Here is a 23,304-nt window from a genome sequence, read left to right on the forward strand (position 1 = left end):
GCATTAGATCAACATAGAGCCTCGAAGGCTAGAACTCGTGACTATTTCCTACCGGCTATCTTCTCCACATTTTAACATGCCAAAATTATCAACAACAATCTGTTAATTAATTTCTTTGCAAGTCTAATGGAACTTGTTTCAACACCCCATCATAAAAGTGGCCACCATGCTAACCTGCTTTGCGTGCCGTAGACCTGCCGTGTGGGGTGCCGAAATAAATTCGGCATGACGTGGGGGGCTTAAATTCTCAGCCAGTCCGACACGCTGCTCTTTTCTCCCAAGAACACAAACACCGTCTTTACACGTTACTCATCATATTTCCCTATTTTTACCCTTCATGAAAAACGCTTACCTCCTCTTCATCGCCGCTATCATCCTCTCCTCCTGTTCGCCAAAGGTTAGCAACCCTTACGCCCTTACCGAGAAGCGTTATACCAGCGCTACGGATAGTTTGGTGGCCGTGGTGCAAAAGCAGGATACCGTTACCCTGGCCGATAGCCTGGGCAGGCCAATTGCCAGCGAGTGGGTTGGTACCGTTAACTTCAACCTGCGCAAGCCTAATTACGTCATCATCCACTATACCGCGCAGGATTCGTTGGCACAAACGCTTAAAACCTTTACGCTGGTAAAACCGCAGGTGAGCGCGCATTACGTGATCAGTAAAAACGGCAAAATTGTACACATGCTGAACGATTACCTGCGTGCCTGGCATGCGGGCATCAGCAAGTGGGGCAGCATCAGCGATATGAACAGCTGCTCCATCGGCATCGAACTGGATAATACGGGCAAAGAACCCTTTGCTCCGGCGCAAATGCAAAGCCTGCTGCTGCTATTGGCGCAGTTGAAAAAAACATATAATATCCCTACGGCAAACTTCATCGGTCACCAGGATATTGCCCCCTCCCGCAAACCAGATCCCGGACTGTTTTTCCCCTGGGCATTGCTGGCCCAAAAAGGTTTCGGTCTGTGGGCCGATGTGGAGCAACTACCCGCCCCCGAGGGCTTCGATTATGTAACGGCTTTAAAACTCATCGGGTACGATACCAGCAACCTGCCCGCCGCCATCAGCGCATTCAAACGCCACTTTGTACAAACCGACGACCTGCCGGTACTCACCTGCTGCGATATGGATGTGTTGTATAATGTGCATAGGAAGTATTAGGCGGTTGGCAGTTTGCGGTGGGCGGTTAGCAGTTTTTTAGGATTTGCATTGCGAGTCGACTCACCCCCCGCCCCCTCTCTGCTGCGCAAAGAAGGGGAGACATTGGGGCTATATTTTTCTTCATTCCTTCTTTTCTTCACCCTCTTTACGGAGTAGAGGGTCGACCAGCGATAGCGGCCGTCGGGGTGAGTCAAATATGCGAGCGAMCCGCGTACCACTTCCGCGTRACGAGTCGACTCACCCCCCGCCCCCTCTCTGCTGCGCAAAGAAGGGGAGACATTGGGGCTATCTTTTTTTCTTCTTTTCCTCACCCTCTTTGCGAAGCAGAGAGGGTCGACGCCCGCGCATGCGGGCCGTCGGGGTGAGTCAAATATGCGAGCGAGCGTGGCGATTTTAAGATTACCCACAAATCCCTCAACGGCGAAGCCCTCTTGAGCGCCAATAAAAACATTTACCTGCGAAAAATCGTATTCTTATCGACACAAAATCCTCATTTACCGACACCCGCTGCCCTGCGTTTTCCCCCTCCGGTACATTTACATCAATAAACTAAAGTATTAGCCCTACTAATTTTATAACCATGGAACGGAAAGATTTTTTAAGAACATTTGCAGTTGCTGCGGCCTCGGGCCCCGTATTGTTTGCGGCCTGCAAAAAGGAATCGGTTGGCACTACAACCGATACTACCGGCACTACCACGACTACCGATACCAACGCAGCCAGCAGCGCTTGCCGCGTTAGCCCAACCGAAGTGGAAGGCCCTTACCCGTACCCCGGCGGCGAACTCAAGAACCCGCTCGACCGCAGCGACATTACCGCGGGCCAAACTGGCATACCCCTAACCTTAAACTTGCTGGTAGTAAATACCAACGATAATTGCAACGTGGTAACCAACGCCCGCGTAGATATATGGCACTGCAATAAAGATGGCTACTACTCGGGCTATTCGGGCCAGGCGGGGCAATCGGGCACCAAAAGCTATGTGGGCGAAACCTGGCTGCGTGGTTACCAGGCTACTGATGACAAGGGCGCTGTAGAATTTATTACCATTTACCCGGGCTGGTACGGCGGCAGGGCTACGCATATACACTTTGAGATATACGTGAACAACGTGCTCAAAAAAACCGCGCAGCTTACCTTCTCCGAAACCATTTCCGATGCAGTGCACACCAGCTCTACATACAACCTGGGTACCAATACCACCCGCAACGCCAGCGATGGCATCTTCGGTAATTCGGCTACGGACCTGGCTAACGAAACGCTTTCTATGGCAGGCAGCATAGCGGCGGGCTATAACGGTACTTATTCCTTCGGCGTGGCATTGTAATGTATAAAAACTAAGGGCATGGCAAAAGCAATCATAAAACTTAACTACAAGCAGGTGATAGATACATCTGCCGAAAGCGATTTCGAAAAAAGCGTGCTGCATGCATCGTACCAGGAATTCCTGCTAAAATCGCAAACGTATAACCAGCAGGGCCTGTACACCACCTTCGGGGAGATGAAGGCCAACGATGGGCGCGCTAACTCGCTGCATTACAAGCTGAGCTTTTCGGTGGGACATTTTATACAGCTATTGAAAGGGAGAATACCGGGCCTTGGCGATAATTTGGGCAACAGCCTGCTTTTTGAAACACCCAAATTCGAGCTGATTGAATCGGATATTACCGATTTTAGTAAGCACAAGGTGGCTATCCATTATATGACTGGCGATCTTACCCTGCTCAACTCCTTTGGCGAATACATGGTGCTGGCGCATGGACTAGTACCTGAGCTGGTAGATTCGGAAACTTTTACCATAAAGATGCAGGATGGCTTATCTGTTGTAAATTACAGGTCGATAATGACGCATCCATCTGTAATCAACAATTAGCACCATCATGAAAAAAGCCCCTGTTTACCTCGCAATTATTGCCTTATTGGCGGTCAGCGCCTTTACGCTTAAAGAAAAAGGCGACGGCCAATGGGAACTGCTTAAAACAAAAAACAAAATAGCCGCACGCAGCGAATGCAGCTTTGTGAGAACCGACGAGGGCTTTTTTTTAATTGGCGGCGATGGCCCCGCGATGCCTGTTGAGGACCTTGACCTGGTTACGCTCACCTGGAATAAGAAAGCCATGGCACCGGTACCCATGCACCATTTGCAGGCCGTGGCTTACGACTATAAAATATATGTGCTGGGCGCTTTCATGACCAGGAATTACCCCAACCAAACGCCGATAGACCATGTGTACACCTACGATACACAATACGATATGTGGGAAGTTGGGGGCGAAATACCTGCCGCGCGCCGCCGCGCCGGGGCAGGCACAGTCGAACATAAAGGCAAGTTGTACCTGGTGGCGGGCATTACCAATGGCCATACCAGCGGTACCAACGGCATGTTTGATGAGTACGACCCGATAAAAAAGACCTGGAAGCAACTGCCCGATGCCCCGCACATTCGCGACCATGCACAGGCTGTAGTGGTGGGCGATAAGCTATACGCCCTTGGCGGGCGCAACACCAGCTTACATGATAAGGACAACTTTATGTCTTTTTTTGATAAGGTGCAACTGGCGGTAGATTGTTACGATTTTAAAAAAGGCAAATGGAGCACGCTTGCCGCGGAACTGCCCCTGGGGACCGGTGGCGGCACAGCCGTAAACCTGGATGGCAAAATATACTACATAGGCGGCGAACGCGCTACTGCCACTACGCCCAATGGCCCGCAGAAAGATGTTTTTTATTACGACCCGGCCAAAGGCGGCCAATGGATTAAAACCGCCGACCTTAACCTGGCACGCAACGGCGTTGGTGGAACGGTTTACGAACATAAGATTTATATAGCAGGAGGAGCCGGCGGCGGCATGCCAGGTCCGCCACCCGGCGGGCAAGGCGGGGGCGACATAGCCGTAGAGGTGTTTACGTTGAAATAACCGGCAAAGGCATAACGGAGCAGGGGGAGGCAATCTTCAGGTGTTTAGGTTTAGAGCAAGCCCTCCCCTTTGCCTCCGTTCAAAAAGGTGGCTTTAATAAGCGTTCTGTTTTTTCATATAGTTCAGTCGGGGCGTTCGTGTTTGCTGCACGGCGCCCCATTTTTTTGTACAGCATGCGTTACTACAAAAAAGACTTGAAGAACGGTAATGTGCTGAGTGGATGGGGTTTTTGTGGTGAGATTTGTCTGAACCATGATTTTTAGGATTATAGGATTGGCCTGATTTATTGAATACGCAGGTGAAAATCCAAAGAATCGTATTAATCCGCTTAATCCCGGTTCCCTTTACCGATACATTCCCGCCGTTAAACGATACACTGCAAAATGGCTGCATGCAAAGCCTCACCTTTAGCTTAACAAAATTTAGCAATACGATGAGCGCCGTGGATGATAAAAAACACATACTGGTACTGGATAAGGATAACCGCATACTATCGGTAGTGGACGACCTGATGCACCTGGGCAATTTTGAGGTGCATATTACATACGACCCCAACGCCGTTTACGACCGCGCCAAAGCCCTGAAACCCGACCTGGTTATTTTAGATTACCTGCTGCTGAACAACGAGTGCCAGGAAATTTGCCGGGACTTTAAAGAAGATGCCGACCTGCATGGCGTGCCCATCATAGTAGTAACAGCCTACAAAAGCAAAAAGATACTGGCCGAAGCTTATAAATGCGAGGCCCTGTTTGTAAAGCCATTGGATATAAGCCTGTTTGCCTCACGGGTAGATTATCTGATGGCTTCCTGATACGCCAAAACAACAATTGAATATATAGAAACCAATTTTTTAAACAAAAAAAGCATGATTATGAAAAGGAAACTTATCTACTACAGCTTAATGCTGCTGGGCAGCGCAGGCGTGTTATCGTCTTGCACCAAAGATGCCGCTACTACTGCCGAAGTTACCACCGCGGCATCTAACAACGCGCTGGCCACTGCGGTTGCCAACACGGGCTCCATCGCCATCGCAACCGTAAGCCTATCGGGTACAACCGATAGCCTGTACCTGGTAGGCTGCATGGGCAGGCACGATAAAAAAGACACCGTTGCGTTCAGCGCCTTGCCTGCAGCAGTTGGTACTTACCTCACCACCAACTATGCGGGTTATACTTTCAAAAAGGCATTCTCGGTAAAAGACAGCACCGGCGTGCTCGCGGCTTATATCATAGCCATCCAGTTCAATGGCAACCCTGTGGGCCTTAAATTTGCTACCGACGGCACCTTTGTAAAGGTATTGGAGCAACGCATTGGCGACGACCTGCGCCACGGTCGCCGTTTCCATGAGGGCGGCCCCTTTGGCGACCGTAACGGCCACCCGCGCGATACCATTGCGTTATCGGCCATCCCTGCTGCCGTGAGCACTTACTTTACCACCACTTACCCTGCCGATACCCTGCTGCACGCCTTTGTGGCGCATGATAGTACTTATGTGCTCATCAGCAAAAACAACGGCCTGTTTGCAACAGCCATTACCCCTGCGGGCAGCCTGGTAGTACGCGCCCAGATTGACCCCCGCCACGGCAAAGTAGCATCGGTTACCGAAGCCGCATTGCCTGCCGCTGCTACCACTTACTTAACTACTACTTATGCGGGATATGTGTTCAACAAGGCGTTCTCTATAAGCAGCAAAGCGGGTGCTTTGCTAGGTTACGATGTTTTTATAACGGTGAACAATACCAAATACGTGGTAACGTTTAATGCTACAGGAACATTTGTGGCGGCAAAGGCTATCCGTTAATTAGCCTCTATTTATATATACCCCCGCCCCGTTTTTTCTCAGGAAGAACCGGGGCTTTTTTGTGATTTTGACTCACCCTCCCCACAGCTGTGGGGACTATCGCTGGTCGACCCTCCGCAAAGAGGGTAAAGCTTACCCGTGGATGGTTTCGCCTTTGCCGTAGTTTTGTATCACTTTGGCTTCGTAGGCAAGGAACTCGGCCCAGCGTTTATCTACATCTATTTCTACGGCGTGCTTTTTTGCCAGGCGGAGAAACATGGCGTAGTGTGTGGCTTCGCTTACCATCAGCTCGTAATAAAATTCAGAGAGGGCAGCATCATTGATGTTTTCTGAGAGTACCTTGAAGCGTTCGCAGCTGCGGGCCTCAATCATGGCCGAGAAAAGCAACCTGTCTATCAGTTGTGCCTCGCGCCCGCCGCCTATAATGATGAATTTGCGCAGTTCGTTCACGTAATTGTCTTTACGCTCTTTGCCAAGGGTGTACCCACGCTGCAACAATATATCGTGTACGCGTTTAAAGTGGTCCATCTCTTCCTGGGCAAGCGCAATCATTTCCTGTACTACATCGCTGAGGTTGGGGTTTTGTACAATGATGGTGATGGCATTGGTGGCGGCCTTTTGCTCGCAGTAGGCGTGGTCGGTAAGCAATTCTTCTATATTGCTTTCTACCACATTCTTCACCCAAAGCGGGTCGGTAGGTAAATGCAGTTTTAGGATGGTTTTCTCGCTCACGAGGGCAAAGATAGTGGGAAAAGCTAAAAGCAGAAAGACTAACGCTGAAAGCAAGCAAAATACTCAACTCCTCAATCCCCAATATTAAGTGCCGGATTATTATCCAAACTTCGCGAATGGTGATGTATGCTCATAACGATTATTTGCGTATCTGAGACTGTATAAAATATCATGTAGTTTCTGAATGATACTGTTCTTATTTCTTTCTCCCGTGATATTTGGTATAACCGGCCTTTAAAAGGATGTTCGATTAACGAGTTGGTATAAGCCTTTATCTTTTTAACCTCTAAGCGGGCAAATTTGGTTGAGTCGTAAGCGATGTATTGATGTATAGCTTGCAAGTCTTGCATAGCTGTGGCTAAAAAAACGACTTTTCTTACCACTTTTCTATCTCATCATCTACCTGTTCGGAGGTCAAGAACTGCCCCCTCTCTAATTCGTCCAATGCTCTTTCGAGTTTTGCATTGATGATTAGTTTATCGATGAAGTCCTCGATGACAACACTTTCGGGAGAACTGTTAAGCAACTCCTGAATCCTTTCTTTATCTATCACTAATGTTCCCATATTTAAAGTTACGAAAATTCAAATTTAATATTCAGCGTTTTTAACGGAAAGGGTTGCCTATCTCACTTATACAAACTCTTGCTCTCTATAAACTTCAAAACAGGATCAGGCACAAAATATTGCACGTTCTTTTTTTCGGCGATGGATTTACGGATGAAGGTTGCCGATAACTCCATCTGTGGGGTCATGGTGATGGTAACGGAGGGGTGCGAAGCAAACTCGGCATTCTCGTGGCCGGGGCGTGGGTACACGAAGATGCGGTAATCGCGCAGGATGAGTTTGTAGTTTTTCCATTTATGCAGGGTAGCCAGGTTATCGGATCCCATAATGAGGGCAAACTCGTGCTCGGGATATTTTTCTTTTAAATGGGCCAGGGTATCAATAGTGTACGATGGCTGCGGCAGTTTCAGTTCCACATCGCTTACAGCAATATTGGTGGCATTATCGGTAGCCAGTTTGGCCATCTCCAGCCTGTCGTAGGTGTTGATGAGGTCGCCGTATTTCTTCAGCGGGTTTTGTGGCGATACCACCAGCCACACCTTATCCAGCGCGGTATGGTTGGCCATATAATTGGCAATGATTAAATGCCCTATGTGTATGGGATTGAACGAACCGAATAGTAAACCTATTTTCATCAGTGTGTGCCCCCTAACCCCCTAAAGGGGGAATAAAAATTAAATTTGTGGATACCCCGGTTCCTAATTGAGTCATCAGGAGCTCCTCCGTTAGCTAACGGAGGCTGGGGGGCTTATAAATTCGCTTACCAATTTCTTTGCCTCTACACAAGCCGTTTCAAGATCGTAATTTTTGAGGATAATATCAAATTGCGGGGCGTAGTTTAGTTCTTTTTCTGCTTTTTCGAAACGTTCCAGCAGTTTTTCGGGGCTATCGGTGCCGCGGCCTGTCAATCGCTCCTTTAAAACGTCCAGGGATGGGGGCTGCACGAATATGGCCAGCGCCTGTCCATCGTACTTGCGTTTAAGGTGCAGGCCGCCTTCTACGTCGATATCGAAGATAACCGTTTTGCCTTTTGCCCATATGCGCTCAATCTCGGCGCGCAGGGTGCCGTAAAACGTGCCGGTATAAACCTCTTCAAATTCCACGAATTGTTTTTTGGCAATACGGTGGGTAAACTCGGCCAGGCTGATGAAGTAATAGTCCTTCCCATCCTCCTCATCGCCGCGTGGTGCCCTTGTGGTGGCCGAAATAGAAAACTCCAGGTTGGGTATTTGGCCCAGCAAATGATGCACGATAGTAGTTTTGCCTGCACCTGATGGAGCCGAAAATATGATGAGTTTACCTTCTTTCATTATTGTTGGAAAGTTGAAAGGTTATAAGGTTTAAAGGTTGCTGTTGGGTTCGATAACATTCCAACTTTACAACCTTCCAACCTTAAAACAGCTTACAACACATTTAGTAATTGTTCTTTTATTTTTTCCAGTTCCTCTTTCATGCCTACTACCAGTTTTTGCATGTTGGCATCATTGGCTTTGGAGCCCAGGGTATTTATTTCGCGACCTATCTCCTGCGATATAAAGCCTAGTTTTTTGCCATTGGCGTCGGCATTCTTCAGCGTTTCTAAAAAGTAATCGCAGTGGGCCTTCAGCCTTATTTTTTCTTCGGTGATGTCTAAACGGTCAATAAAGTAAATAAGTTCCTGCTCAAAGCGGTTCTTATCTATGCTTTCGGCGCCAACGGCTTCGCTTAAGAACTGGTTAAGCCGCTCGCGGATAACCGGTACGCGCTTAGGTTCTTCAATCTCTACCAATTCCAGGTTTTTGAGGATGATGCCTATACGCATCCTGATATCCTGCTCCAGCACGTTGCCTTCATCGCTGCGGAACTGCTGGAACGCCGCCATGGCCTGGTTAAAGGTTTTCTCTACCAGTTTCCACTCATCATCTGATACGGTATCTTCTGCAAACCTCACCACATCAGGCAAGCCTAAGGCCAGTTGCAACAGGTTTCCGCCTGGTTCGTTCAACTCATCGCTTACCGATTTTAGCTGATTGTAGTAATGCTTAAGCAAGGCTTTGTCTATACCGGCAGCTTTGGCTTCCGCTGCATCGGCCTGCTCGGCATTAATGGATAAGTTCACTTTACCGCGTTCTATCTGCTTGCTGCAATCGTTGCGCAGCTGGAACTCTTTCTCCGAAAACACTTTGGGTAAGCGCAGGGATAGTTCTAAGAATTTGCTGTTCAGGGATTTAATTTCGACGGTATATTTTGTGCGGCCCGAATCGAAGCTGGCAATTCCATACCCTGTCATGGATTTTATCATGTGCAAAGATAAGGAAAGATTTGAGAAATGAGATTTGAGATATGAGACGCAGCACCGCAAAACCTCGCTTCGTCCTCTTCCATCTGAAATCTGCACATCTGCAATCCGCACATCCGTTTTAACACTTTTTCACATTTCGAACCGTTTTAAAGCGATAAGTTTGTACCATAAATATTTATGCCCTTGAAGCGCCTTTTTGCCTGCACCTTATTGTTTATGCTGATTTGCCTCGTGTACGCGCATGCGCAGGAGGCAAAAGGTACCACATACCGCAAAATATCAAACGACAGGCTCTCCGGCGTATCCGTAAAAAACCTGAAGAACAGGTTTGAAACCATTACCGACGAATTGGGCAACTACACCATTAAAGCCAATATTGGCGATACGCTTGAATTTACCAAATCAGATTATACTGTTCAGAAGCAAAAGTGCGAAGGCTTCGGCATGGTGGTTTATATGCAGCCGGAATTTAAACTGAGCGAGGTGCGCGTGGTAGGCCAAACCAAAAAGCAGGAACTTAAGGAGATAATGGGGGCCTATAAAAGCCAGGGTACGTTTTACAATGGCAAGCCGCCCGTGCTGAGTTTTTTAACAAACCCCTTAACCGGCATTTACGAATTATTCGGTAAAACACCCGGGCGTGCCCGGCGCTTTGCAGCGTTCAGCAAACGCGAACTGGAAGCAACTGAGGTTGACCGCCGATACAACCTGCCGCTGGTGATGAAAGTTACCGGCGTGAAAGACACCGTAGAGGCACAAAAATTCATGAGCTTTTGGCGGCCATCGTACGAGGACCTGAAAATATGGGCCGATTACGACCTGATGAAGCACATCAGCACCAACTACCAATACTACAAGCGGAATGGCGATAAGTACAAGGCCTTACCCCAAATAAACGCACCTGTATCCTTGGGTGGCCCGGGGGATATTAAGATAAAGAAACCTTAGTTTTAGTGAGTGAGTGATTAGTGAGTGGAGAGTGGTTAAACAACTTAACCAAGCCTCAATCCGAAATTGAACATTCGAAATCCAAAATGAATCAGATTCCCAAGGCAGCACAAGCTTTCTCTGCAGCTAATTTCTCGGCATTCTTTTTACTGAACTCCTTGCCGGATCCCATTACTTCGCCATCAACAACGGCTTGTACGGTAAACAGCTTAGCGCTTTCGCCATCGAGGTTGGTTATTACATCAAAGCTTATATCCTTGCCGTGGCGCTGGCACCACTCAATCAGCTTGCTTTTGAAGTTGGTTTCGGTTTGTTCCAGCTTATGGATGTCGATGTGGGATTTGATGATGTGGTTCACCAAAAAATTACGGGTAAAATCATACCCTTTATCCAGGTAAACAGCGCCGATGAGCGCCTCGAAGGCATCGCCCAGCAGCGAACCCTGCCTGCCTGCGTTCAGTATCTTGGTGTCGAATTCTATCAGCTTATCAAAGCCCAGCTTTTTGCCCAGAGCATTGAGGTTGTTGCGACTTACTATTTTTGAGCGCAATTCGGTGAGGAAGCCCTCATCTTCGTAAGGGTAAAGCTTAAAAAGCACTTCGGCTACTACACTGCCCAGCACGGCATCGCCCAAAAACTCCAGGCGTTCGTTGCTGTTTTTTACGCCTTTACGTATGTTTTGCGCAACCGATTTGTGCCTGAAAGCCAAACGGTATAAAGATAAATTGCCCGGCACAAAGCCGAGCAAATTCTTTAAAACCTTAACGTATTTTCTATTAGGGGAAAAGTATAGCTTGTAAAAGCGGCTGATTGGCATCCAACGCGGGGTTATTGCTGGTATCTTTTAAATATTACCGATGCATTGTGGCCACCAAAACCGAAACCATTACTCTGTACCACGTTAATATCGCGTTTTTGTGCTTTATTGAACGTAAAGTTGATGCGCGGATCGAAAGCCGGGTCATCGGTAAAATGGTTGATAGTTGGCGGGATAATACCATTTTGCAGCGCTAAAATAGACGCTATCGCTTCAACTGCGCCGGCCGCGCCAAGCAAGTGGCCGGTCATTGATTTTGTTGAACTGATGTTGATATCATAAACCCGGTCGCCAAAGGCATCCTGTATTGCTTTTACTTCCTGCGGGTCGCCAATGGGTGTAGATGTACCGTGTACGTTCACGTAATCCACGTCCGCAGGTGTTAAACCAGCATCTTCTAACGCGGCTTTCATTACCAATGATGCGCCTAAGCCGTCTGGATGCGGTGCAGTCATGTGGTAAGCATCGGCACTCATGCCGCCGCCAACCATCTCAGCATAAATTTTGGCACCGCGTTTTAGTGCGTGCCCCAATTCTTCCAAAATAATAGTACCCGCTCCTTCGCCGGCTACGAAACCATCGCGATCCAAATCAAATGGGCGCGAAGCGGTAGCAGGGTCATCGTTACGGGTTGATAGTGCGTGCATAGCGTTAAAACCGCCAATACCAGCTTCGTTTATGATAGCTTCAGAACCGCCGGTGATAAACATATTGGCTTTACCAAGGCGCAGGTAATTGAAGGCATCAATAAGCGAGTTATTTGATGAAGCACATGCCGAAACAGTTGTGAAGTTTGGCCCGCGTAAACCATATTTGATAGAGATATGGCCCGGCGCAATGTCGGCAATCATCTTTGGGATAAAGAACGGATTGAACTTAGGGGTACCATCGCCTTTGGCAAAGTTCACCACTTCGTCCAAAAACGTTTTTAACCCGCCAATGCCCGATCCCCAGATAACGCCTATACGGCTGGTATCCAGTTTTTCGAAATCTAATCCGGCATCTTTAACCGCTTCTTCTGTAGAGAACAAAGCATATTGAACAAAGGGATCTAGCTTGCGGGCTTCTTTACGGCCCAAAAAACCTTCCGCGTCAAAATTCTTTACTTCGCAGGCAAATTTAGTCTTGAATTTCGATACATCGAAACTCTTGATAAAGGCAGCGCCGCTTACCCCATTGATTAGGCCGTTCCAATATTCTGGTACGGTATTACCAATTGGAGTAAGCGCTCCAAGCCCGGTTACTACAACTCTTTTAAACTCCATTTAACAGTTTTAAGAGGAGCTTATTTAACGTTTTTCTCGAGGTAAGCAACGGCCTGGCCTACAGTACCGATAGTTTCGGCCTGATCGTCAGGTATTGCAACGTTAAATTCTTTTTCAAACTCCATGATTAGTTCCACGGTGTCTAAAGAGTCCGCACCAAGATCGTTGGTGAAACTTGCTTCTGGGGTAACTTCACTTTCGTCAACACCCAGTTTTTCCACGATAATAGCTTTTACTCTTGAAGCGATATCAGACATAGTCTTAATTTTTAATGATTAATAATTTTCAGTGCAAAGAAAAATAAATTATGTTAAATATCAAACCTAAAAACTTCGCATAATTATCAGAACAATATTTTATTGCAAAGGTTTGGATTAGTAATTTTAACGCCGTAAAAATAATGATTTTGAACAGGAAAAATTTAAAGTTTGAGATCGATTTTGATTTTATATTAATTGCGCTCACTACATCGCTTAAAGATTACCGCATTTGTTATCTTATCAACAAAGGTTTGAACTTTAATTTTGTGCGCAAAGACGACCTCAAACTGGATATAGGGCCCGGCGGAAGCGAGATTTTGTTCTCTATTTATCAGCATAGCTGGGAAAACACCGAAACTGACTTTATTTTTATTGGTAATAAGGGTTCAGACGGTTACCTTGTGCCCGAAATGCGCGAAGCCGATTATTTTATTTTAATTAAAAATTATATCGACGAAAACGATCTTGAAAGCCTAATTTCGGCACTTAATAAGATACCCGAAGTGGTAGCCGCCGTAAAGATTGAACCGAAAAAAATAAAATCACGGGAAAATCTGTTATTTTAGCGCAAATTTTGATGTGTCAATACTACACTATATAGTATAATATAGCCCGATTTAAACCTGAGAATATGAATTTTTATTATAATCGTACAAAGATTGTTGCCACCATGGGGCCTGCGTGTTCCAAAAAAGATGTTTTAATATCGATGATACGCGCCGGACTGAACGTTTGCCGGCTGAACTTTTCGCATGGCAAACCCGAAGACCACAAGAAATTTATCGACCTCATTCGCGAGATAAACGCCGAGTACAAAACCAACGTTGGCATCCTGGCCGATTTGCAAGGCCCAAAAATCCGCATAGGGCAGGTAAAAGATGGCGGCATACACCTTATAAACGGTACGCGCATTAACATTACCACGCACGAATGCGTTGGCGACGACAACCAAATATACATTACTTACGAAACCTTCCCGCAGGATGTGCAGGCAAACGAAATTATCCTGTTGGATGATGGCAAACTGCAACTGAAGGTTATAGACACCAACCGCGTTGATACCGTTATTTGCGAGGTGGTACATGGCGGTATTTTAACATCGCGCAAGGGCGTTAACCTGCCAAACACCAAGGTATCTATCCCCAGCTTAACGCCAGACGATATAGCCAACCTTAAATATGCCCTGGAGTGGGATGTTGATTGGGTGGGCCTTTCTTTCGTACGCACCGGCCAGGATATCATTGACCTTAAACGCATCATAAAAGAAAGCGGCAAAGCGGCCCGCGTAATTGCCAAGGTTGAAAAGCCCGAAGCTATCGAAAACATCGACGAGATTATAGCCGCTACTGATGGCGTGATGATTGCCCGCGGCGATTTGGGCGTTGAGTGCCCGCTGGAAGAAGTGCCTTTGCTGCAAAAAATGATTGCCCGCAAATGCCGCGATGCTTCTAAACCGGTTATCGTAGCTACCCAGATGCTGGAAAGCATGATTACTACCCCGCGTCCAACGCGTGCCGAGGTGAACGACGTAGCCAACTCGGTATTGGATGGCGCAGATGCGGTGATGCTAAGCGGCGAAACTTCTGTTGGCGAGTTCCCGGTTATTGTTATTGAAACAATGGCCAAGATCGTTCGTAACGTAGAAGATTTAGGCTATCCTTTCAACGCATCGAAGAAAGAAAATCTGGATACTGCGCATCCGAATTTCCTGAGCGATAACCTTTGCGGCAGCGCGGTTTATTTAGCCGAGCACACCAAAGCGGCCGGTATAGTATCTATGACCACCTCGGGCTACACAGCCTTCGAAATTTCGAGTTACAGGCCAAAAGCCGGTACTTATATCTTTACATCAAACAAACAGCTCCTGAACGCGCTGAGCCTTGTTTGGGGCGTACGTGCTTTTTACTACGACCAGTTAGAAAGCACCGACCAAACCATAACCGATGTAAACGACATTCTGAAAGCGCAAAGCCTGATAAACGTTGGCGATGTGGTTATCAATACTGCAGCGGTGCCTATCACCAAACATGGTAAAACCAACATGCTTAGGGTGAGTGTAGTGGAATAACAGTCGGAAGTCTTTAATCGGAAAGTCCGGAAGACGCAGGATTGAAAAATAATAAAGAGGGTTACCGCGATGAGCGGTAACCCTCTTTTGTTTATAAGCAGCATGTTGTTATTTAATTTCGAAGACCGCAGAAACCTGGAAACGCAACTTGATGGTTTTGAAATTGATATTTGAATCGGATGAACCTGAATATTCATTACGGTATTGTGCCACGTTCATCGCCAAACGATTATTGTCGTATGGTGACATAAAATCATCGCTCTCAGAAATAGTAAGAACTCCACCCAGCTTTTCGCCTACGCTATTTAATAAGTACTCGGCCTTGTCGCGCGCCGCCAAAAGGGCTTTTATCTTCAATTCCTTTTTTACTGCTGTTATTTTTGAATAGTCATAGTCGGTTATCTCTGTAGATTCTACGCCTTTCGCATCAAGCTTAGCCAGAATTTGGTTGTACTTGCTAAGTTCTTTAAACCTGATGAGATATTGTTTGCTGGCCAAAAAATTTAAATGTTTCTTCCGTTCTTCCCAGTTTGATGCCGAAAGATCGTCAATGCTGAGGTCCTCCTTATTTACACCGGCATCGGCAAGCGCCTTTTGCAATTGCGCCTCCAGTTGTGATATAGTTACCTTTTTCTTATCCTTAAAGTATTCCTTCAGCGATATGGTTACTTTGATGATATCGGGTATGACCTCCTGTTCGGCGGTGCCGCTTACTTCTATTTTACGGCGGGTATCTACCGTTTGTGCCGATGCAGTAAAGGCGAGTATGGCGAATGCTACAGCGATAAGTATTTTTTTCATGATGAGTTGTTTTAAGGTTTAGGCAGCAATATAATAGATATTATTGAATAGAAAAGGGGGAAAAGCGTTATTGAGCGATAGTACACTTCAAAGCCATCGCTGAGAAACGCTGATAACCGACCACAGAGAGCTCATTGATACATTTAACAAAAAATTAATACATCAATAATCATGGGCAGGCGGAGCGGCTCTGCAGGTTCGACCTACCTGCCGAGGATTGCTTCGTTCCTCGCAATGACGAGGTGGGTATAGACGGAAAAAGCGGCTGTTGCCGCTTTTTCCGTTTATACAAGTTCTAAAAATCGCGCTCGTCTTCGGACTTTCTGACTGCTGGCTTCAGACTTTCTTCTACTTCGTCTTATCCGCATAAGTCTTCGGATCCAGCGCGGCGGGCGACCAGCTTTGGAAAAACTCCAGCACTTTGGTGTTGCCGTAGCCTTTGCCTTCTTCCAGGTAACCGGAGTTTTGGGTATGCAGGCGGTTGCCTTTATCATCCAGTATAATAAACACCGGGAAACCGAAACGCTGCGGATAGCCTAATTCGGCCAGCAGTTTTTCATTCATGTTTTCTTTACTGTAGTTTACATGCACTACCACGTAGTTGCTCTCCATATAGGTGTTCAGCGAATCGGTCGTGGTAACCAGTTTGTTGAAACGCAGGCACCAGCTGCACCAGTTGCCGCCAATTTGCAGCAATACATTCTTATGCTCCTTAGCTGCTTTTTTTACAGCGGCGGCAATATCGGCCTTGGCATCGGCAGCAGGATTATACAGGCTGGGCGTTGTTTGCGCCTTAGCGATATTTACAAATGCAATAAGGGTGGCAATGAGAAGTATCTTTTTCATAAGGGCTGTGTTGTTAATTGCTAATATATGGGTTTAGCCGTCAAATAACAGTCGCGCGGGTGTAAACTTTCCGTGACACGGCAGGCCTTACACGTCATTGAGGTATGAAAGCAGTCCATCACCACCGCGTCATCGAGGCACGAAGACAACCGACCGAAGGGAGCTCATTGATACCTTAAATAAAAATCAAAATATCAATATTCTCCCGACAAGCAGAGCGATTTGCAAGGTGGATTGTCTTGCGTAGAGATTGCTTCGTGCCTCGCAATGACGGGGTCGTTTAAACAGTAAAAGCGGCAATGGCCGCTTTTACTGTTTAATATTTATTGTGTGTCTTCGGACTTCCCTACTTAAGACTTCCTACTTAAAACTAATCCTCCACCATTTCGCTGTTGGGGCTGCTTACTTCGGGCTCCTCGTGCTTAAAATAGCGTTTTTGGTTCAGCAGTATCATGATAACCCCTATGGATATAGCCGCATCGGCCAGGTTGAATATCGGCCGGAAGAAAACGAATTGCTCTCCTTTCCAAATAGGGAACCACATCGGGAAGTTGCTGTCTATTAAGGGGAAGTAGAACATATCTACAACCTTGCCCTGAAACAGCGGCGCATAATGGTAAATAACGCCATAAAAAACCGAATCGATGATGTTGCCCAAAGCGCCGGCCAGTATCAGGGCCACCATCATGATAAGCCCGCGATGATATTTATGCTTAATGAGGTGCACCAGGCCATAAGCTATGCCGCCTACCGCTGCAATGCGGAAAAGCGTAAGCGTAAGTTTACCCAGCGTGCCGCCCAGTTCCATGCCAAAGGCCATGCCGTTATTTTCGATGTAGCGGAGCATACCCCGGTTGCCCAGGAAGTGAATCTCCTCCAGTGGGGCCATATGCTGCTTCACCCAAATTTTAATAATCTGATCCAGCAGTACTATAAATGCAGCAGTTAAGAAGGGTTTTGTATAAGCAGCCTTCATTTATTGCTTAAGTTTTGCTTCCATAGTAAGCGTGGTATGCGGCACTGCGCGCAAACGCTCTTTAGGGATAAGCTTGCCGGTTTCGCGGCAAATACCGTAAGTCTTATTTTCTATGCGTACCAAAGCGGCCTCTAACTGCTCAATGAATTTCTTTTGGCGGGCAGCAAGCTGGTTTATCTGCTCTTTTTCTAAGGTTGCAGAACCATCTTCCAGGGTTTTGTAGGTACCGGCGGTATCATCTGTACCGTTTGCATTTGGCGAACTCAATGATGTTGCCAGGGCCGCAAGCTCTTCTTTAGAGCTGCGCAGTTTTTCTAAAAGCAGGTCTTTAAATTCCTTTAATTCTGCGTCGGAATATCTTGTTTTTACTGGTTCTGGGTTCATGTTAACTTTTACTAATAGCTATTAAAATTTCATTTCCATCAATCTCCACTTTGTCGCCCTCAGTTAGCTCATTATCAAGCACAAGGCTATCAGCTAAAATTTCGGCGCAAATATAGGATAAATTATTTTTCGCTGCATCGGCTATATAATTATGGTTACTGATACGTACGTTTATCTTATCAGTAACTTCAAATTCTTTGCTCTTACGCAGGTTCTGTATCCTGTTTACCAACTCCCTCGATATTCCCTCCTGTTTTAACTCTTCGGTTACCGTAACATCTAAAGCCACGGTTAGTTTTCCTAAATTTGCAACCTGCCAGCCGGGCACATCCTCTGCTATGATTTCTACATCGGTGGTAAGTATTGCATATTTACCATCAAGTACTTCTATCGTGCCTTCGTTTTCGAGTTTGGCTATTTCTGTTTGGCCAAACGCGTTGATAGCGGCGGCAACATCTTTCATATCCTTGCCTACTTTGGCACCCAGGGCTTTAAAGTTTGGCTTTATCTTCTTTTTAACGAAACCTTCGGTATCGGTAATGTATTCTATCGCCTTTACGTTGGTTTCGGATAAGATAAGGTCCTTTACCTTCTCTACCTGCTCCTTAAAGTTCTTATCTAATATCGGCAATAAGATTTTGCCTAAGGGGCGGCGCACCGGTATCTCTATTTTTTTACGGAGCGATAACACCAGTGATGATATATCCTGCGCCAGGCCCATGCGTTCTTCCAGAGCCTTATCAACCAGTTCGGCATTATACTCGGGGAAGTAGGCCAGGTGTACCGATTCGAAAGCTTCCTTGCCGGTAACCGAGTTAAGGTCGGTGTACAAACGCTCGGCGAAGAACGGCGCTATAGGGGCCATCAGCTTGCTGATAGTAATTAAACAAGTGTATAGCGTTTGGTAAGCCGATAGCTTATCCTCCGTACTATCCGACCGCCAGAAACGGCGGCGACTCAGCCTGATAAACCAGTTGCTGAAGTGTACATCCACAAATTCCTGTATGGCGCGGGCAGCCTTGGTAGGCTCAAAATCGGCGTAGTAGGCATCCACCTCTTTGCTCAGGGTGTTTAATAACGAGATTACCCAGCGGTCTATCTCCGGGCGGTCGTTGATGGCTATCTCCGCTTCGCTGTAATTAAACTTATCTATATTGGCATACAGCACAAAGAACGAGTAAGTATTGTACAGCGTACCGAAGAATTTGCGGCGAACCTCATCCAGGCCTTCCAGGTTAAACTTCAGGTTATCCCATGGCGCAGCATTGCTGATCATGTACCAGCGGGCAGCATCGGCACCGTATTGGTTTATGGTTTCGAACGGATCGATACCATTGCCCAGGCGCTTGCTCATTTTGTTGCCATTCTTATCCAGCACCAGGCCGTTGCTTATAACGTTTTTGAACGCGATGCCTCCATTGCCAACTTCGGCATTTACGGCTTTTATCTCGTCGCTGGCTTCGCTTAGCATTACCGCAATGGCATGCAGGGTGAAGAACCAGCCGCGGGTTTGGTCAACACCTTCGGCTATAAAATCTGCCGGGTAAGCGGCTTTAAAATCATCTTTATTTTCGAACGGGAAATGCCATTGCGCGTAAGGCATGGCACCGCTATCGAACCAAACGTCAATCAGGTCGGGCTCGCGCAGCATTTTATTGCCTGCGGTAGAGGTTAAGATCACATCATCCACATACGGGCGGTGCATATCTTCCAGCTTAAAACCTGCGGGCATAAAGCCTGCGGCGATAGATTTTTCAATCTCCGCATTCAGCTCAGCTATCGAACCGATACATTTTTCTTCACCACCATTTTCCTCGCGCCATATAGGCAGCGGGGTACCCCAGTAACGGGAACGCGACAGGTTCCAGTCTACCAAATTCTCCAGCCAGTTGCCAAAGCGGCCTGTGCCGGTGCTTTCGGGTTTCCAGTTGATGGTTTTGTTCAACTCCACCATCTTATCCTTAACGGCGGTGGTTTTAATGAACCAGCTATCCAGCGGGTAGTACAATATTGGCTCATCGCTGCGCCACGAGTGCGGGTAGCTGTGCTCGTACTTTTGTACGTTGAAAGCTTTATTTTCTTCTTTCAGTTTGATGGAGATGAGTACGTCGGTCGGTTTAAAACCTTCCACGGCACGCTCTGCATCGCTGTAATATTCTTCTTTTACGTAACGGCCGGCATAGTCGGTAACTTCTTCTACGAAGCGGCCCTGCTTATCAACAAGCGGCACATCTTTGCCGTTTTCGTCTTTCACCATTACTGATGGCACGTTGTTTTCCTTACATGCCCTAAAGTCATCCGCACCAAAAACAGAAGCGGTGTGCACAATGCCGGTACCATCCTCGGTAGTCACAAAATCTGCCGGGATAACGCGGAAAGCATTCTTCTCCAGGTCCTCATTGGTTACGTAAGGCATCAGCTGCTCGTAGTGGAGGCCGATTAACTGGCTGCCTTTTATTTCTGCCTCAACTTTGTATGGGATGATTTTGTCGCCGCCTTTGTAATCATCAAAAGAGGCGCCCTCGCCTTCGGCTTTAAAGTATTTTTTAACCAAATCTTTAGCCAATACCACGCAAACCGGCGTGTAGGTGTATGGGTTGAAAGTGGCTATTTTAACGTAGGTGATATTTTCGCCAACGGCCAGTGCGCAGTTTGATGGCAAGGTCCATGGAGTGGTCGTCCAGGCGAGGATGAAAACATCTGTTCCGGTGGGGACACCGGAATATAGGAATTCGGAATCACCGTCGCGTTTTATTTTGAATTGCGCGGTGATGGTGGTATCCTTCACCATTTTATAAGTACCCGGCTGGTTCAGCTCGTGCGAGCTAAGGCCTGTGCCCGATTTTGGCGAGTACGGCTGTACGGTGTAGCCTTTGTACAACCAGCCTTTTTTGTAAAGCTGTTGCAATATCCACCAAAGGCTTTCGATGTATTCGTTCTCGTAGGTAACGTAAGGGTTCTCCAGGTCAACCCAGTAGCCCATTTTTTCGGTGAGGTCGTTCCATACGTCGGTATAGCGCATTACCTCCTTGCGGCAGGCGTCGTTATACTCTTTTACGGAGATCTTTTTACCGATATCGTCTTTAGTGATGCCAAGCGATTTTTCTACAGCAAGCTCTATCGGCAGGCCGTGGGTATCCCATCCGCCTTTGCGTTTTACCTGGTAGCCCTTCAGCGTTTTGTAACGGCAAAAAATATCTTTAATAGAGCGCCCCATTACGTGGTGGATGCCGGGCATCCCGTTTGCGCTTGGCGGGCCTTCGTAAAAAGTGTATGGCTTGGTAGCCGGCCTGCTGCTTATGCTCTTTTCAAATATGCCGTTCTGCTGCCAGAACTCCAGTATATCCTTCCCTGTTTGCGACAGATCTAACTGCTTATATTCCTTGTACATCAATATGTTCGCGTCGAATTTTAAAGGTTGCAAAAATACGCAATTTTATCTTAAAAAAGGAGAAAAAGCAGGAGATGGACAGGCAAAATTACGACGGGGTGGCTATTTTTTAACACAAAGGCCACAAAGGTTTTCACAAAGAAACACAAAGCTTTCAGTCGAGGATTTTTACCAGAAGAGGAATAAATTTCTAACGGAGACGCGTGTAGGCCTGCAATACATTAAACCAATCACAAACTTTACAGGCTTTGCGCCCTTCGTGATTTCTACTTTGTGCGCTTTGTGGTAAAAAACTCTTCGATTCTTGTGTTCGCTTCTCTGATTGGCACATTGCGGTTAAATCTCCAAACATCGCGGCTGTTTCCTATATTTGGTTTTCAACAAGCTCTCTATGAAAACTAAACTCCGGAATTTATTTGCCCTAACCGGTATCGCCGCCGCGATTGCCGGCTGTAGCTCCAACGAAAAAAAGCAAACCGCCACCACCACTGCCGATACCGCGCTGGCAGCCGACATCAAACATCATATCGCCGTTTTGGCCAACGACTCGCTACTCGGGCGCAAACCTTTTACTTTGGGCGAGGATAAAACCATCGCCTATATTTCGGGCCAATTCAAAAAACTGGGATTGGAACCCGGCAACAACGGCAGTTACTACCAGGATGTGCCCATGGTAGAGATTGGCGCCGCTGCCGAACCTACCATGCAAATTACCGGCAAAACGTCGCTGGACGGCAAGATGGCCGTTGACTTCGTTGCTGCTACCCGCCAGGAACTGCCCGCTATCGACCTGAAGAACTCGCCGCTGGTTTTTGCCGGCTTTGGTGTGGTTGCGCCGGAGTATAACTGGAACGATTATAAAGGGTTGGACGTAAAAGGCAAAACCGTAGTGGTGCTGGTAAACGACCCCGGCTTTAAATCGGGCTCGAGCACGTTATTTAAGGGCGACACCATGACCTACTACGGGCGCTGGACCTACAAATACGAAGAGGCTGCCCGACAGGGTGCTGCAGGGGTGCTCATTGTGCATCAAACCGAGCCCGCAAGCTACGGCTGGCAGGTTATACAAAACAGCTTTACAGGATCTAAGCTGTACCTTACCCAGGCAGATAAGCACATGAACCGCTGCAAGATAGAGGGATGGTTAAGCGAAGATGCCGCCAAAAAACTGCTTGCCGGGGCCGGTATTACCGAGGATATGCGCGCTTACGCCCGTAAAAAAGATTTTAAAGCAGTACCGCTGAATAGCTCGGTATCGATATCGTTAAAAAATAAACTGAAGTACTCTACCTCGCATAACGTAATTGCCACGCTGAAAGGCAGCACCGCACCGGGCGAATACATCCTCTACACTGCCCATTGGGATCACTTTGGCAAAGGCAAGCCCGATGCAAAGGGCGACAGCATTTACAATGGCGCTATAGATAACGCCAGCGGCGTTGCGGCGATATTGGCTGTGGCCAAAAAGTTTACGCAGGCAAAGGATAAACCGAAGCGTTCCATCGTTTTCCTGGCGGTTACTGCCGAGGAGCAGGGGCTGCTGGGGTCTGAATATTATGGCACGCACCCTGTTTATCCGTTGAATAAAACGGTGGCGAACCTCAATATCGACGCACTCTCGGCCTTTGGCGAAACCAGCGATTTCTCTATCACCGGCAAAGGCCAGAACGATTTGGACGATTACGTAATTGCGCTTACCAAGCCGAACGGCTGGGGCGTTAAGGGCGATGAAAAGCCAGGCTCGGGCAGTTACTACCGGTCGGATCATTTTAACTTTGCCAAGGTTGGTGTGCCAGCGCTGGATTTGCACAACGGCGCAACCTCCATAGATAAAGGCGAAGCCTACGGACTGGAACAAGCCAAGGATTATAACGATAACCACTACCACCAGCCGTCAGACGAGTATAGCGACAGCATGAACACCCTCGGCATGGCGCAAACTGCCGATCTGATGTATCAGATTGGCGTAAAACTGGGCAACGAAACCACCTTCCCCGGCTGGAAAGCCGGCTCGGAATTTAAGGCGATAAGGGATAAATCTATGGCGCAGTAAATCTGTATAAGTCATTAAAGAAAAAGCCGCTCCATT

24 protein-coding genes are annotated in these 23,304 nt (G+C 47.2%); 10 read left to right on the forward strand and 14 right to left on the reverse strand.

Translation table 11 applies throughout. From position 1 onward, the window contains the following. The first annotated feature begins 337 nt into the window (after positions 1-337). The 6 genes from AC1DYT_RS23375 (at position 338) to AC1DYT_RS23400 (ending at position 5,881) form a co-directional block, all read left to right on the forward strand. The gene (locus AC1DYT_RS23375; protein ID WP_477471918.1) at positions 338-1,162 is read left to right on the forward strand and encodes an N-acetylmuramoyl-L-alanine amidase; all 825 of its coding nucleotides are present in this window, start codon (positions 338-340) and stop codon (positions 1,160-1,162) included. Positions 1,163-1,742: 580 nt separating this feature from the next. Further along, positions 1,743-2,489: a dioxygenase family protein gene (locus tag AC1DYT_RS23380; RefSeq protein WP_477471919.1), complete on the forward strand. Its 747-nt coding sequence runs from the start codon at positions 1,743-1,745 to the stop codon at positions 2,487-2,489. Positions 2,490-2,507: 18 nt separating this feature from the next. Then, a complete protein-coding gene (locus tag AC1DYT_RS23385; RefSeq protein ID WP_477471920.1) occupies positions 2,508-3,035 on the forward strand; it encodes a hypothetical protein in 528 nt (175 codons plus the stop codon). 7 nt (positions 3,036-3,042) lie between these two features. Then, entirely contained in the window at positions 3,043-4,080 is a 1,038-nt protein-coding gene (locus AC1DYT_RS23390) for a Kelch repeat-containing protein (RefSeq protein ID WP_477471921.1), read from the forward strand. Between the two features lie 298 nt (positions 4,081-4,378). Further along, entirely contained in the window at positions 4,379-4,891 is a 513-nt protein-coding gene (locus tag AC1DYT_RS23395) for a response regulator (RefSeq protein ID WP_477471922.1), read from the forward strand. 60 nt (positions 4,892-4,951) lie between these two features. Further along, positions 4,952-5,881, forward strand: a complete 930-nt coding sequence (locus AC1DYT_RS23400; protein WP_477471923.1) for a hypothetical protein — start codon at positions 4,952-4,954, stop codon at positions 5,879-5,881. A 132-nt stretch (positions 5,882-6,013) separates the two neighbouring features. Here the strand turns inward: AC1DYT_RS23400 and AC1DYT_RS23405 are convergent, their stop codons facing one another. From AC1DYT_RS23405 to AC1DYT_RS23430, 6 genes are all read right to left on the reverse strand, one after another. Continuing rightward, positions 6,014-6,613, reverse strand: coding sequence for a MiaE family protein (locus AC1DYT_RS23405; RefSeq protein WP_477471924.1), 600 nt, complete (start codon positions 6,611-6,613; stop codon positions 6,014-6,016). Positions 6,614-6,684: 71 nt separating this feature from the next. Beyond that, positions 6,685-6,996 (reverse strand): type II toxin-antitoxin system RelE/ParE family toxin, encoded by a 312-nt coding sequence (locus AC1DYT_RS23410; RefSeq protein ID WP_477471925.1) that lies wholly within the window; start codon positions 6,994-6,996, stop codon positions 6,685-6,687. After that, on the reverse strand, positions 6,990-7,178 hold the full coding sequence (locus tag AC1DYT_RS23415; RefSeq protein WP_477471926.1) for a hypothetical protein: 189 nt from the start codon (positions 7,176-7,178) through the stop codon (positions 6,990-6,992). Before AC1DYT_RS23415 ends, AC1DYT_RS23410 begins: the two co-directional genes overlap by 7 nt. Before the next feature lie 62 nt (positions 7,179-7,240). Beyond that, the gene (gene nadD, locus AC1DYT_RS23420; protein ID WP_477471927.1) at positions 7,241-7,813 is read right to left on the reverse strand and encodes a nicotinate (nicotinamide) nucleotide adenylyltransferase; all 573 of its coding nucleotides are present in this window, start codon (positions 7,811-7,813) and stop codon (positions 7,241-7,243) included. A gap of 90 nt (positions 7,814-7,903) precedes the next feature. Next, entirely contained in the window at positions 7,904-8,488 is a 585-nt protein-coding gene (gene gmk, locus AC1DYT_RS23425; protein WP_477471928.1) for a guanylate kinase, read from the reverse strand. A gap of 92 nt (positions 8,489-8,580) precedes the next feature. Continuing rightward, positions 8,581-9,447 carry a YicC/YloC family endoribonuclease gene (locus tag AC1DYT_RS23430; protein ID WP_477471929.1) on the reverse strand — a complete coding sequence of 289 codons (867 nt, stop codon included), beginning with the start codon at positions 9,445-9,447 and terminating at the stop codon, positions 8,581-8,583. Positions 9,448-9,642: 195 nt separating this feature from the next. Between AC1DYT_RS23430 and AC1DYT_RS23435 the strand changes: the two genes are divergently transcribed. Next, positions 9,643-10,407, forward strand: coding sequence for a hypothetical protein (locus AC1DYT_RS23435; RefSeq protein WP_477471930.1), 765 nt, complete (start codon positions 9,643-9,645; stop codon positions 10,405-10,407). 91 nt (positions 10,408-10,498) lie between these two features. On the opposite strand, the gene rnc is transcribed toward AC1DYT_RS23435, so the two are convergent. From rnc to AC1DYT_RS23450, 3 genes are read right to left on the reverse strand one after another with little or no spacing between them, the layout of a single operon-like run. Then, positions 10,499-11,224, reverse strand: coding sequence for a ribonuclease III (gene rnc, locus AC1DYT_RS23440; protein ID WP_477461996.1), 726 nt, complete (start codon positions 11,222-11,224; stop codon positions 10,499-10,501). An 11-nt stretch (positions 11,225-11,235) separates the two neighbouring features. Further along, positions 11,236-12,489, reverse strand: a complete 1,254-nt coding sequence (gene fabF / locus AC1DYT_RS23445; RefSeq protein ID WP_477461997.1) for a beta-ketoacyl-ACP synthase II — start codon at positions 12,487-12,489, stop codon at positions 11,236-11,238. A 20-nt stretch (positions 12,490-12,509) separates the two neighbouring features. After that, positions 12,510-12,746, reverse strand: a complete 237-nt coding sequence (locus AC1DYT_RS23450; protein ID WP_031266521.1) for an acyl carrier protein — start codon at positions 12,744-12,746, stop codon at positions 12,510-12,512. Positions 12,747-12,889: 143 nt separating this feature from the next. On the opposite strand from AC1DYT_RS23450, the gene AC1DYT_RS23455 reads away from it, so the two are divergent. Next, positions 12,890-13,315, forward strand: a complete 426-nt coding sequence (locus AC1DYT_RS23455) for an IPExxxVDY family protein (RefSeq protein ID WP_477461998.1) — start codon at positions 12,890-12,892, stop codon at positions 13,313-13,315. Positions 13,316-13,380: 65 nt separating this feature from the next. Further along, positions 13,381-14,817, forward strand: coding sequence for a pyruvate kinase (gene pyk / locus AC1DYT_RS23460; RefSeq protein WP_477471931.1), 1,437 nt, complete (start codon positions 13,381-13,383; stop codon positions 14,815-14,817). Between the two features lie 108 nt (positions 14,818-14,925). Here pyk and AC1DYT_RS23465 read toward each other — a convergent pair whose 3' ends face one another. The 5 genes from AC1DYT_RS23465 to ileS form a co-directional block, all read right to left on the reverse strand. Further along, on the reverse strand, positions 14,926-15,618 hold the full coding sequence (locus tag AC1DYT_RS23465) for an SIMPL domain-containing protein (RefSeq protein WP_477471932.1): 693 nt from the start codon (positions 15,616-15,618) through the stop codon (positions 14,926-14,928). A 348-nt stretch (positions 15,619-15,966) separates the two neighbouring features. Then, positions 15,967-16,464, reverse strand: a complete 498-nt coding sequence (locus tag AC1DYT_RS23470) for a thioredoxin family protein (RefSeq protein ID WP_477471933.1) — start codon at positions 16,462-16,464, stop codon at positions 15,967-15,969. Between the two features lie 370 nt (positions 16,465-16,834). Beyond that, positions 16,835-17,440: a lipoprotein signal peptidase gene (locus AC1DYT_RS23475; protein WP_477471934.1), complete on the reverse strand. Its 606-nt coding sequence runs from the start codon at positions 17,438-17,440 to the stop codon at positions 16,835-16,837. Next, positions 17,441-17,824 (reverse strand): TraR/DksA family transcriptional regulator, encoded by a 384-nt coding sequence (locus AC1DYT_RS23480; protein WP_477471935.1) that lies wholly within the window; start codon positions 17,822-17,824, stop codon positions 17,441-17,443. Between the two features lies 1 nt (position 17,825). Beyond that, complete coding sequence (gene ileS / locus AC1DYT_RS23485) at positions 17,826-21,215, reverse strand: isoleucine--tRNA ligase (RefSeq protein ID WP_477472005.1); 3,390 nt, start codon at positions 21,213-21,215, stop codon at positions 17,826-17,828. Positions 21,216-21,606: 391 nt separating this feature from the next. Here ileS and AC1DYT_RS23490 point away from each other — a divergent pair, with 391 nt between their 5' ends. Beyond that, entirely contained in the window at positions 21,607-23,268 is a 1,662-nt protein-coding gene (locus AC1DYT_RS23490; RefSeq protein ID WP_477471936.1) for a M28 family metallopeptidase, read from the forward strand. Positions 23,269-23,304 lie beyond the last annotated feature (36 nt).

Source organism: Mucilaginibacter sp. P1_D10 (assembly GCF_056406215.1).